Raw genomic sequence first — 12010 nt, forward strand, 5'->3', positions numbered from 1 at the left:
CGACGGACCGGACGGCTGGGTTCACCCTGTTCGGGCGGTCGTCCACGCACACGCCAAGTCGCCCATGTGGGTGAATCCGTGGATCCGGGGGTGAGACTTCCCACCGGAACGGCGTCCGCACGGTGCCGAATTGACGTCGCCGGACTGGCATCCTGGGCGCGGTGCGCAGTGCCGGGGCGTGCCCGCCCCGTCCTGCCGGCAGGCCGGTCGTGTTTCCGCGCCCCGGCGCATCGCAGCACCTCGCAGTGCCAAACCGCCCCGCCGGTACGGTCCGTACCGCCCCCGACCCAGGAGACCCGACCTCGTGACCAGCCCCCCGACCCCGCCGCACGGGCAGGTGCCGCTGCGCACGGTCCAGGTGCTCGGCCGAGGCGGTGCCGGCAGCGCGGCGCACGTCCGTTCGCTGACCGAAGGACTGGTCGCCCGCGGGGTCCGGGTGACCGTGTGCGCCCCACCGGAGGCCGAGGAGGCGTACGGCTTCACCGCGGCCGGCGCCCGGTTCGTACCGGTCGCGCCGCGGATGGACCCGGCGGGCATGACCGTCCTGCGCGGCGCCTGCTGGGACGCCGACCTGGTCCACGCGCACGGCCTGCGGGCGGGTCTTCGCGCGTCGATGGCGCTGCGCGGACTGTGCGGCCCGCGCGCCGGGGGTTCCCCCGCCGGCGGCTGGGGGCCGGTCCCCCTCGTCATCACCTGGCACACCAAGGCGCACACCGAGGGCGCCCGCGCCGGGATGGTGCACCTCATGGAGCGGCGGGTGGCCCGGGCCGCGGCGGTCGTCCTGGGCGTCTGCTCCGACCTCGTGGACCGGGCGCGCGAGCGGGGCGCCCGGGACGCCCGCCTCGCGCCGGTCGCCGTCCCGCGGGCCAGGCCCGGGCACACCGCCGACGCCGACCGCAGCCCCGACAAGGAGCGCGCCGAACTGGGCGCGATGGACCGGCCGTTGCTGCTCGCGGTCGGCCGCCTCGACCCGTCCCAGGGCCATGACCTGCTGCTGGACGCCGCGCACGCCTGGTGCGGGCTCGACCCCCAGCCGCTGCTCGCCATCGCGGGCGAGGGCGGGCAGCGGGCCGCGCTCCAGCGCCGGATCGACGGCGAACGGCTGCCCGTCCAACTGCTCGGCCGCCGCGACGACGTGCCCGAACTCCTCGCCGCCGCCGACCTGGTGGTGCTGCCCAGCAGGTGGGAGGCGCGCTCCCTGATCGCCCAGGAGGCACTGCGCGCCGGCGTCCCCCTGGTGGCCACCGACACCGGCGGCACCCGCGAACTGGTCGGCCGGGCCGCCGCCCTGGTCCGCTACGGCGACGCCGCCGCGCTGGCCCACACGGTCCTCGACCTGCTCGCCGACCCGGCCCGCCGCGCCGCGCTCGCCGCGGCCGGCCGCGCCCAGGCCGCCGGCTGGCCCAGCGAGAACGACACGGTCGCCCAGGTCCTCAGCGTCTACGACGAACTGACCCAGCCGCCGCAGGCGGGCCTGCCGGTCTGACCGGACTTCGCAGGGCGCTCGGCCGTCACTCGGTGTCCGTGGTGATGGCCTTGAGCATCGGGATTCTCGCGGCCTGGCGCCCTGGCCAGAGGGAGGCGAGGACGCCGATCGCGGTGGTGGCGAGGAAGAAGAGGAGCGTCCTGTCCCACGGGATGACGAGGGGGACGCCTTCTTGGCCGAAGACGGCCGCCGTACCGATCGCGCTGCCGGCGACGAGGCCGAGTGCCGAGCCGAGGAGGCAGATGGTCACCGACTCGAGGCGCAGGACGGAGCCGACGCTTCGGCGGTCCAGGCCGAGCGCCCGCAGTACGCCGATCTCCCGGACGCGTTCGAAGACGGCCATGCCCATGGTGTTGACCACCCCGAGGGCGCCGATCAGCACGGTGACGCTGAGCAACGCGTACATGATGTTGAGGAACGGGGCGGTCCTCGCGGTGGCGGCCGCCCGCGCGTCGGCACGGTCCTGGACAAGGAGCGCCGGGTTGTCCAGGGTCCGCTGGATCTCCTTGCGGAGCGCGGCCGTCCGGCCGTGGGCGGCCTTGATCAGGACGGCTGAGGTGCGTGGCCGGTGTTCGGCGCCGGAGGTGCGCGGCAGGGCTTTGTCGGAGATGAGGACGGGGGTCAGGTCGTCCGGGCCGTCGTAGATCGCGACGATGGGCAGGCTGGTCTTCGTGCCCGCACTGCTGAGGGTCCCGGTGACCCGGGAGCCGAGTCGCCAGCCGTGGGCGGCGGCGGTCTTCTCGGTGACCGCGATGCCGTGGTCGAGCCGGTCGAAAGAGCCCTTCCGGACGGTGACGGGTGTCAGGCGTTGCACCGTGGCGGGGTCGACGGCAGTCGTCGGCAGGGAGTCGGTGTCGGACAGGTCGAAGTAGGTGCGAATGATCGGCGTGACGGCCTCGGCGTCCGCAAGCCGTGCCACACGAGCGGCGGTGTCATCGCCGATCTCGGCGAAGTCGACGGCCGCGACGCGCAGGTCCGAGGTCATGGAGCTGTCGGCTTTCTGCTCGTCCATGCGGTTGACCGAGGTGATGACCACGGTGACGGCGGTGACCATCGTGAGGCCGACCATGAGGGTGGTCGCGGTGGCCGCCGTACGGCGCGGGTTGCGGCGCGCGTTCTCCACGGCGAGCTTGCCGCGGATGCCTGCCAGCCGGGTCAACGGGGAGCGCAGCAGCCCGGTGACGCCCAGAGCGAGCAGCGGGGTGAGGACGATCAGTCCGATCAGGAGGACGGGTACGGCGCCGAAGAGGAGGTTCTGGCTGCTGACGGCGGCAGCGACCAGCAGGGCTCCGAACGCGGTGACGGCCAGGCCGATGATGTTGCGGCGGCGCAGCGAGGCGGCGGTGGGGGGCTCGCTGGTGCGTAGCGCCGCCACGGGCGCGACGGCCGCGGCTCGACGGGCCGGGAGGTACGCCGACAGCACGGTGACGCCGATGCCGACCCCGAACGCCGCGAGCACCGGCGTCGGGGAGAGGATCCGCAAAGCGGCACTCGGTCCTCCGGTGACGCCGAACAGCCTGTCCAACAGCGTCGCGACCCCGATGCCCAGCGCGTAGCCGGCGACGGAGGCGGCCGTTCCGACGATGGCGGCTTCGGTCAGGACCAGGCGCATCACGTACTTCCTGGTGGCGCCGACCGCCCGCAGCAGCGCGTGCTCGCGGGCGCGGGCCGCACTGAGCATGGTGAAGGTGTTGGCGACCAGGAACGTGGAGACGAACAGGGCGACGCCGGCGAAGCCCAGCAGGATTGTGGTGAGCTTCTCGCCGCCGCCGGTGGAGGCCGCCTCGGAGTCCAGGTCCGCGCGGGTCGCGGCGCGGAATCCGGAAGGCAGCAACTTCTTTGCCTGTGCGGCGAGTTGGGTCTGCGATGTGCCGTCGGCCGCGGTCAACGTGATCGCCGAATAACTGCCCGGGGCGGTGGCGAACTGCCGTTGCGCGGTGCGGGTGTCGAAGGCGGTGAGGGTGCCGCCGGCCGCCGTGTGACTGTCCTGCGCGGTGAAGGTGCCGACCAGCCGGGCGCTTTGGGCCGTGCCGTCGACGACGATGCGCACCCGGTCGCCCACCTTGTACCCGGCCCGTTCGGCGGCCTGCCGGTCGACGGCGATCTCCCCGGTGGTACGGGGGCCGCGGCCTGCCGTGAGCGGGTAGCGCGGGTCCTTGCCCGTACGGTCGGGGACGTAGTTGACGCCCGCGGCCCGGTACAGGTCGCCGATCAGGGTGCCGTCGGATCCGACGAGGAAGGAGGGGCCCTCGACCGTGCCGCGGGCCGCGGCGGCGCCGGGCAGCGTGCGCAGCCGCCGCAGGAGCGAGTCGTCGAGTCGCGGGGTGCCGCCGGAGGAGTCCGCGGACCGCGATCCGGCAGAGCGGTCCGGCGTGATCTTCACCGACACATCGGGTTGGGAGTCGTTCTGTGCCCGGGCCACGGCCGTGCTGACGGACTCGCTGTAGATCAGCGAGCCGGTCACGAACGCCACGCCCAGCAGCACGGCGAGGGCGGGCATCGCGAAACGGAGGCGGTGGGAGCGGAGGGTGCGGACAGCGGCGCGGAACATCGACGGCCTTCGGGAGGGGATCGCTCGGTGGGTCATCGCGGTCAGCCGACCCGCTGCGAGACGTCGAAGGTCTTCATCTGCTCCAGCACCCCGGCCGCGGTCGGATTCGGCATCTCATGGACAAGGCTTCCGTCGGCCAGGAAGAGGGCGCGGTCGGCGTAGGCCGCGGCGACCGGGTCGTGGGTGACCATCACGACCGTCTGGCCCAACTCGTGTGCGGAGGACCGCAGGAAGGACAGGATTTCGGCCCCCGCCCGGGAGTCGAGGTTGCCGGTGGGCTCATCGGCGAAGACGATGGCCGGCCGGGTGGCCAGGGCCCTGGCGCAGGCGACCCGCTGCTGCTGGCCGCCGGAGAGCTGGGCCGGACGGTGGTCGAGCCGCTCCGCCAGCCCCAGGAGGTCGACCAGGTCCGTCAGCCATGCCTGGTCGGGGGTGCGCCCGGCCAGATAGCACGGCAGGGTGATGTTCTCCCAGGCGGTGAGGGTGGGCAGCAGGTTGAACGCCTGGAAGACGAAGCCGATGCGCTCGCGCCGTACCTTGGTCAGCTGTGCGTCGTTCAGCGAGCCCAGGTCGGTGTCGCCGATCCGCGCCGTACCGGACGTGGGGGTGTCGAGTCCCGCCAGGCAGTGCATGAACGTGGACTTGCCGGAGCCGGACGGCCCCATGATCGCGGTGAACTCGCCGCGCAGGAAGCGGGCCGACACCCCGGCCAGCGCCATGACGCGGGTCTCGTCCCTGCCGTAGATCTTGGTCAGGCCGTCTGCGGCGGCGATCACCGTGTCGGACCTTTCGGGGGACGAGAGGGCATCCGTCCTCTGGTTCATCTCATCGCTCCTGCACAGCTGTTCGTGGAATGGCGGACCGGCCGAACGGCATCGGCCGAATGCGGCGAGGGCGCGGCCCGCGGTTGCCGGGGCGTCCCCGGGGTCGATCCTTCGGTGTGGCGCGGGTGCGGCGGATCCACCGGAATACCGAGGCGGCGCCTCCCCTGCCTCGACCGAATGACCGAGGTGGCGTGTGCGGCGCTGTCGTAGCGTGACCTGCATGCTCTCCGCCTTCCGGGCCCGGTCCCGCACCCAGCGCGCCTTCCTGTGCCTCGTCGGTGCCGCTCTGGTCGTCCTCGTGGTGTTGGAGGGGCTGAACGCGCCATACCTGCCGATGGCCGCGGCCACGGCGGTCTCCGGGGTGCTGTGCCTGGCCGCCCTGGTCACGCCGGAACGCCTGCTCGCACGGCAGATCGTGCTTGCCACGGCCGTCTCGTGCTCCCTGTCCGTGGTGGAGGCGCAGTTGCGCCACCGTCCCGAAAACACCCCGGGCATGGTGGAGTTGTGCGCACTGCTGCTGCTGATCACCCGCGCCGTGCGGCGCTACCCGCCGGTAAAGGCGGTCGCCTACGCGGCGGGACCGGCGCTCGCCGCCGTCCTGCTGTCGCTGCGGCTGCTCGTCGACCAGCAGTTCCTGGTCGCCGTGGTCGTTGTGGTCGCGATGCCGTTCATGGTGGTGCTCGGGGTGTGCCTGCGGTTGTACGACACCCTGCGCGCCCGGGAGCGTGAAGCCATCCAGCACGCCCAACGCCTGGAGCACGCACGGGAGTTGCACGACTTCGTGGCGCACCACGTCACGGCGATCGTCGCCCAGACCAAGGCTGCGCGCTTCACGGCCTCGGTCGGCCACGTCCAGTCCCCGGAGGACCTGGACCGGATGCTCGCCGAGATCGAACGTGCCGGGTCCCAGGCGATGGGGTCGATGCGCTCCATGGTCTCCGGCCTGCGGGACACCTCCGTACCGGCCGCCACCCGTCCCGCGGGCGACCTGAGCGTGCTGCGGGACCTCACACAGGAGTTCTCCGTCCTGGGTCCGCCCGCCGCCCTGACCCTGGACCCGCGGCTCACCGAACGCCGTCTCCCGCCCGAGACCACCACCACGGTCCACCGCGTGGTGCAGGAGTCACTGACCAACGCCCGCAAGCACGCCACCGGAGCCGACCGGGTCGAGGTGCGGGTCACCGTGCAGCCCGGCTCCCGGGACCGGCTGGAGGTGTCGGTGACCGACGACGGCCGGGGCGGCACCCCGGCCGCCCGCGGGAAGGCGGACGGGAGCGGCTACGGCCTGGTCGGTCTGGCCGAGCGGGTCGAGGCGATCGGCGGGCAGCTCACCGCCGGCCCGCGGAGTGGCCGCGGCTGGCACGTCCTGGCCGTTCTCCCCCTGGGCACCGCGTCCACCTCGTCCGGCTGATGTACGGCGCACCACCTGCGATCATGTCCGGCATGACGATCCGGGTACTCCTCGCCGACGATCAGGCGATGGTCCGCGCCGCGTTCCGCATGATCCTCGATTCCCAGCCGGACATGCAGGTCGTCGCCGAGGCCGCGGACGGGGCCGCGGCGGTCGAACAGGCCCGGCGGCTAAGGCCCGACGTCTGCCTCCTGGACATCCGCATGCCCGAGCTGGACGGCCTGGAAGCCACCCGCCTCCTCGCGGGGCCCGACGTCCCGGACCCCTTGAACATCCTCATCGCCACCACCTTCGACCTGGACGAATACGTCTACAGCGCCCTGCGCAACGGCGCCTGCGGCTTCCTCCTCAAGGACGGAGCCCCCGGCCTGCTCACCGAAGCGGTGAGAGCCGCGTCCACGGGGCACTCGCTCATCTCCCCCTCGGTGACCGTCCGCCTCCTCGCGCACATGGCCCCACCTCACCGCCGGCGCCCGGCCGCCCGTCAGCCTCACCCGGGCCGTACGGCAGGAGCCGGGCCCAACGGGCTGATCGAGCCCCTGACCCAGCGTGAACTCGACGTCGTACGCCTCGTCGCACGCGGCCGCACCAACGAGGAACTGTCCACCGAGCTCTACGTCACCCTGTCCACGGTCAAAACCCATCTCGGCAACATCCAACGCAAGCTCGCAACCCGCAACCGCGTCGAGATCGCTGCCTGGGCCTGGGAGAACGGAATCTGCACCGGCGACCAGGACTGACGGTCCGGGTCGCACCCCGCCTAGGCCCGGTCGGTGTGCCGCCGCGCCCGCAGCGCCAGCCGCAGTCCCAGCACCGTCTGCGGGTCGTCCAGGTCCGTCCCCAGCAGCTGGGCGATCCGCGCCAGCCGGTCGTAGAGCGTCTGCCGGTTGACGTTCAGGTCGCGGGCGGTCTCGGCCTTGCGGCCGGCGCTGGCCAGATACGCCTCCAGGGTCGGCAGCAGCGGCTGGCGGGCGCCCCGGTCGTGGGCCAGCAGCGGGCCGATGGCGCGCTCGACGAATTCGCTGAGCACCCCCTCCTCGCCGTGCTCCCGCATCCGCCACAGCAGCAGCTCGATGTCCAGGCGCCGGGCGTCGTACCAGGGTGCCGCCGGCAGTCCCTGGGCCGCGGCCGCCGCCTCCGCCGCGTGCCGCAGCCCCGGGCCGGCCGCCGCCCAGTCGCCCGCCGTGCCGACCACCACCACCGGACGGTGCGCCGACGGCCGGTCCAGGCCCGCCCGGACGACCCCGGCGCGCAGTGCCTCGGCGACCCGGTCGGCCAGCGCCGCCCGGTCCTGGCCCGCGCGTAGCGCCACCAGCAGCGGCACCCGGCACTCCACGGGCCGCACGCCGAGCAGCACGGGCACCCCGGGGGCGGCCAGTTCCTCGCGCAGCGCCTGGGCGAGCAGCGCCCAACTGCCGGGGGAGGGCAGCGCGGCCGGCAGCCGCATCACCACCGGCAGCACCGGGTCGGTGCCCGGCCGGAAGCCCAGCAGCCGGGCCTGCGCCGGCGCCTCGGACGCGGAGATCCGGCCCTCCGCCAACTCGGCCAGGAAGTCCCCGCGACCGCGGGCGGCCAGCACCTCCTCCTGACGGGACTGGAGCATGACCACGGCCAGCAGATCGGCGGCGCGCTCGGCGGCGATCCGGTGCACCGGCGTCGTCGGCCCGTTCACCGGGAGCAGCACCAGCCGGGCACGCACCGCGTCCGGCCCGGGCCCGCCGCCGGGCACCTCGATGCGTACGCCGGAGTCCCGCAGCCCCTCCCAGGCCAGCAGCGGATCGGCGTCCGCCGCGCCGTCCTCGCCCTCCGGCCCGGCCGCGTACAGCGGGCTGCCGTCGGGGGCCTCCAGGCACAGCGGATTGCCGGTGAAGACGGCGAGCAGCCGCAGCACCTCCGGGGCGCCGCCGCCCCGCAGCAGCACGCCGGTGCAGCGCCGCAGCAGTTCGTCGGCGCGCCGCAGCAGGCTGTAGTGGCTGTTGATGATCTCGGTGTGGATCTCCTCGGTGACCGTGACGTACGGGACTTCGCGGTGCAGCTGGATCAGCGGCAGCCCGCAGTCCCGCGCGGCGTCGATCAGCGCGGCGGGCAGGGCGTCGAACCGCGAGCCCAGCTCGACGACCAGCGCGGCGACGTCCCGGTCCGCGAGCTTGCGGATGAAGGCGCGCTGCTCGGACGGCCGGGTACCCACCCCGAGCCCGGTGGTCAGCAGCAGCTCGCCGCCCTTGAGCAGCGAGGCGATGTGCGGGACCTCGCCGGCGTGCACCCAGCGCACCGGCCGGCCCATCCGGTCCTCGCCGGCCAGCACCTCCGGCAGGCCGCGCCGCAGCGCCGGCAGCTCCAACGCCCTGCGTACCGTGATGTCGGCTTCGATCTTCCCGTGCGGCCCCATGCCGCGAACGCTACCGCGCGCACAGCTATCCGGAGGAACGTGATCCGGATGGCCTCCGCCGGTCGCCCGGGGCGGCTCACGCACACCATCCGACCCGCCGCACAACTCCTTTCCCTGGACGCACACTTGACGTTGGCCAGGGGGCCTGGGCAGGGTGCTTGGACCATACCAACGAGAGCGCTCACCCCACCCCCCACAAGGAGCCGCCTCATGATCACCCGACGCACCCTGCTCGGCGGACTCGCCGCCGGCGCCGCCACCGCCGCCCTCGCCGGCCGGGCCGCCGGCACCCCCGCCCCCCGCGCGGCGGCCGCCCTCCCGCTGCACCTCGTCAACAACTCCGGCGCCTACGCCAACGGCTCGGTCTGGATCTACATCCTCGGCAACGACGGCACCCAGCAGGTCCGGGTCACCCCGGACGGCCGGCTCGCCCCCGTCTCCCTCGCCGACAACGGCCCGGACGGCTTCACCGACTACGCGATACCGCTCGCCGCCACCGGCACCACCACCGTCCAGCTGCCCCCGATGTCCGGCCGGATCTACACCAGCCTGGGCGCCAAGCTCAAGATCAAGGCGGTCGCCGACGGCAACGGCAGGCCCGCGCTGGCCTACCCCGCGGGCTGGGTCGCCTCCGACCCCAACTACGACGTGCTGCACGACTGCGCCGAGTTCACCTACAACTCCGGCGGGATGTTCTGCAACACCACCATGGTCGACATGTTCAGCGTCCCGCTCGCCCTACGGCTCACCGGCTCCGGCGACCAGACCACCGGCACCCTCAAGGACGGCGCCCGGGCCCGGATCTTCGCCGACGTCAAGGCCGCCGCGGGCTTCGACCGCCTGGTTCTCGGCGACCGGCGGGTGATCGCCCCCGGCCACGGCCTGGACAGCGGCCTGTTCGCCGCCGACTACTTCGCCCCGGCCGTCGACGCCGCCTGGTCCGCGTACGCCGGCAAAGACCTGACCGTCACGACCAACGCCGGCGCCTTCACCGGCCGGGTCAGCGGCGACCAGCTCACCTTCACCGGCCCCGGCGCGGCAGCCGGGGGAGTCTCCTTCACCCGGCCCGGCACCCGCGACGTCCTCTTCTGCGACGGCACCCTGGCCGCCCCCAACGACGGCACCCGCGGCCCGCTGGCCGCCGTCCTCGGCGCCGCCCTCAACCGCTCCACCCTGGCGACCCACGCCGCCCAGCCGGTCACCGACCCGGCCGCCTTCTACCAGCAGCCGCTGACCAACCACTACGCCCGCGCCATGCACACCGCGACCACCGACGGCAAGGCGTACGGATTCGCCTTCGACGACGTCGCCGGCTTCGCCTCCTACATCGAGGACCACGCCCCCAAGGAGCTCACCCTCACCCTGACGCCGTTCTGACCGGAGGAAGCCGGAATCCGACGGAAATCTGGAATCCGACGGAAAGCCGGAATCCGACCGAAGCGAAGACCGCCGGGCGGTTGACGCCCCGAAGGGGGCGTCAACCGCCGTAGGCCCCACTGGCGGTCAGCCGCAGCGCCGTGTCGATCAGCGGGACGTGGCTGAACGCCTGCGGGAAGTTCCCCACCTGCCGTTGGAGCCGGGAGTCCCACTCCTCGGCGAGCAGCCCCAGGTCGTTGCGGAGCGAGAGCAGCTTCTCGAAGAGTTTGCGGGCCTCCTCCACCCGGCCGATCATCGCCAGGTCGTCGGCCAGCCAGAACGAACAGGCCAGGAACGCCCCCTCGTCGCCTTCGAGGCCGTCCACCCCGAGCCCCTCGCCGGACGTCGGGTAGCGCAGCACGAACCCGTCCTCGGTGGACAGCTCCCGCTGGATCGCCTCGATGGTGCCGATGACCCGCTTGTCGTCCGGCGGCAGGAACCCGACCTGCGGGATCAGCAGCAGCGACGCGTCCAGCTCCAGCGAGCCGTAGGACTGGGTGAAGGTGTTCCGCTCCTTGTCGTAACCCTTCTCGCAGACGTCCCGGTGGATGGTCTCCCGCAGGTCCTTCCACCGCTCCAGCGGGCCGTCCACGTCACCGGACTCGATCAGCTTCACCGTGCGGTCCACCGCGACCCAGGTCATGACCTTGGAGTGCACGAAGTGCCGACGCGGCCCGCGCACCTCCCAGATGCCCTCGTCCGGCTCGTCCCAGTGCTTCTCCACCCACTCGATCAGCTTGATCTGGAGCAGCGAGGCGTAGTCGTTGCGGGCCAGCCCGGTCATGTGCGCCAGGTGCAGCGCCTCGGTGACCTCGCCGTAGACGTCCAGCTGGAGCTGGCCGGCGGCGCCGTTGCCGACCCGCACCGGGCGCGACTCCTCGTACCCGGGCAGCCACTTGAGCTCGGTCTCGCCCAGCTCCCGCTCACCGGCGATGCCGTACATGATCTGGAGGTTCTCCGGGTCGCCGGCCACCGCCCGCAGCAGCCACTCGCGCCACGCCCGGGCCTCCTCGCGGTAGCCGGTGCGCAGCAGCGACGACAGGGTGATCGCCGCGTCCCTCAGCCAGGTGAAGCGGTAGTCCCAGTTGCGGATCCCGCCGATGCACTCCGGCAGCGACGTCGTCGGCGCCGCCACGATCCCGCCGGTCGGCGCGTACGTCAGCGCCTTGAGCGTGATCAGCGAGCGCACCACCGCGTCCCGGTAGGGCCCGTGGTACGTGCAGTGCTCGACCCACTCGCGCCAGAACTCCTCGGTCGCCTCCAGCGACCCCTGCGGGTCCGCCAGCGCCGGCGGCTCGTGGTGCGAGGGCTGCCAGCTGATCGTGAACGCGATCCGCTCGCCCGGCGACACCGTGAAGTCGGAGTACGTCGTCAGGTCCTTGCCGTAGGTCTCGGCCGAGGTGTCCAGCCACACCGAGTCGGGCCCGGCGACCGCGACGGTCCGGCCGTCCACCTTGTGCACCCAGGGCACCACCCAGCCGTACGCGAACCGCATCCGCAGCTCCGACCGCATCGGCACCCGGCCGCTGACGCCCTCCACGATCCGGATGACCTGGGGCGCGCCGTCCCGCGGCGGCATGAAGTCGATCACCCGGACGGTACCTCGCGGAGTGTCCCACTCGGACTCCAGGACGAGTGAATCCCCGCGGTAGCGCCGCCGGTCCGCGGCCCGCGGGCCCTCCGCACCGGCCGGCCCCAGCTGCCAGAAGCCGTGCTCCTCGGTGCCCAGCAGTCCCGCGAAGACCGCGGGAGAGTCGAACCGGGGCAGGCACAGCCAGTCGACCGTGCCGTCCCGGCACACGAGAGCGGCGGTCTGCATATCGCCGATAAGTGCGTAGTCCTCGATGCGCCCGGCCACGTGCATCTCCCGTCGAACTGGAGTCACGCCCCCCAGGGGACGTTGTGTGCTGTCCGTCCTGCCAATGAAACGTCG

At 73.1% G+C, this 12010-nt stretch carries 8 protein-coding genes; 4 read left to right on the forward strand and 4 right to left on the reverse strand.

Going from position 1 to position 12010, the window contains the following annotated elements; all coding sequences use genetic code 11:
* Positions 1-304: 304 nt before the first annotated feature.
* Complete coding sequence (locus CG747_RS41380) at positions 305-1486, forward strand: glycosyltransferase family 4 protein (RefSeq protein WP_100607058.1); 1182 nt, start codon at positions 305-307, stop codon at positions 1484-1486.
* 25 nt (positions 1487-1511) lie between these two features.
* Here CG747_RS41380 and CG747_RS41385 read toward each other — a convergent pair whose 3' ends face one another.
* On the reverse strand, positions 1512-4073 hold the full coding sequence (locus CG747_RS41385) for an ABC transporter permease (protein ID WP_308303841.1): 2562 nt from the start codon (positions 4071-4073) through the stop codon (positions 1512-1514).
* Between the two features lie 5 nt (positions 4074-4078).
* Positions 4079-4861 (reverse strand): ABC transporter ATP-binding protein, encoded by a 783-nt coding sequence (locus CG747_RS41390; protein ID WP_100607060.1) that lies wholly within the window; start codon positions 4859-4861, stop codon positions 4079-4081.
* 220 nt (positions 4862-5081) lie between these two features.
* Here CG747_RS41390 and CG747_RS41395 point away from each other — a divergent pair, with 220 nt between their 5' ends.
* Together CG747_RS41395 and CG747_RS41400 are read left to right on the forward strand one after the other, a co-directional pair.
* Positions 5082-6272, forward strand: coding sequence for a sensor histidine kinase (locus tag CG747_RS41395; protein WP_100607061.1), 1191 nt, complete (start codon positions 5082-5084; stop codon positions 6270-6272).
* A 23-nt stretch (positions 6273-6295) separates the two neighbouring features.
* Positions 6296-7012 carry a response regulator gene (locus CG747_RS41400; RefSeq protein WP_374701885.1) on the forward strand — a complete coding sequence of 239 codons (717 nt, stop codon included), beginning with the start codon at positions 6296-6298 and terminating at the stop codon, positions 7010-7012.
* A 20-nt stretch (positions 7013-7032) separates the two neighbouring features.
* Here CG747_RS41400 and CG747_RS41405 read toward each other — a convergent pair whose 3' ends face one another.
* The gene (locus CG747_RS41405) at positions 7033-8661 is read right to left on the reverse strand and encodes a PucR family transcriptional regulator ligand-binding domain-containing protein (protein ID WP_100607062.1); all 1629 of its coding nucleotides are present in this window, start codon (positions 8659-8661) and stop codon (positions 7033-7035) included.
* Between the two features lie 210 nt (positions 8662-8871).
* Here CG747_RS41405 and CG747_RS41410 point away from each other — a divergent pair, with 210 nt between their 5' ends.
* Positions 8872-10038, forward strand: a complete 1167-nt coding sequence (locus CG747_RS41410; protein ID WP_100607063.1) for a beta-1,3-glucanase family protein — start codon at positions 8872-8874, stop codon at positions 10036-10038.
* Between the two features lie 100 nt (positions 10039-10138).
* Here the strand turns inward: CG747_RS41410 and CG747_RS41415 are convergent, their stop codons facing one another.
* Positions 10139-11941: a glycoside hydrolase family 15 protein gene (locus tag CG747_RS41415; RefSeq protein WP_100607064.1), complete on the reverse strand. Its 1803-nt coding sequence runs from the start codon at positions 11939-11941 to the stop codon at positions 10139-10141.
* Between the last annotated feature and the right edge of the window lie 69 nt (positions 11942-12010).

Source organism: Streptomyces sp. CB02959, assembly GCF_002803155.1.
Classification (GTDB): domain Bacteria; phylum Actinomycetota; class Actinomycetes; order Streptomycetales; family Streptomycetaceae; genus Streptomyces.

Excerpts from the sequence above, each read along its gene's own strand:
- CG747_RS41385 (WP_308303841.1), bottom strand. The coding sequence starts at position 4,073 with ATGACCCACCGAGCGATCCCCTCCCGAAGGCCGTCGATGTTCCGCGCC.
- CG747_RS41390 (WP_100607060.1), bottom strand. The coding sequence starts at position 4,861 with ATGAACCAGAGGACGGATGCCCTCTCGTCCCCCGAAAGGTCCGACACG.
- CG747_RS41395 (WP_100607061.1), top strand. The coding sequence starts at position 5,082 with ATGCTCTCCGCCTTCCGGGCCCGGTCCCGCACCCAGCGCGCCTTCCTG.
- CG747_RS41400 (WP_374701885.1), top strand. The coding sequence starts at position 6,296 with ATGTCCGGCATGACGATCCGGGTACTCCTCGCCGACGATCAGGCGATG.
- CG747_RS41405 (WP_100607062.1), bottom strand. The coding sequence starts at position 8,661 with ATGGGGCCGCACGGGAAGATCGAAGCCGACATCACGGTACGCAGGGCG.
- CG747_RS41410 (WP_100607063.1), top strand. The coding sequence starts at position 8,872 with ATGATCACCCGACGCACCCTGCTCGGCGGACTCGCCGCCGGCGCCGCC.
- CG747_RS41415 (WP_100607064.1), bottom strand. The coding sequence starts at position 11,941 with ATGCACGTGGCCGGGCGCATCGAGGACTACGCACTTATCGGCGATATG.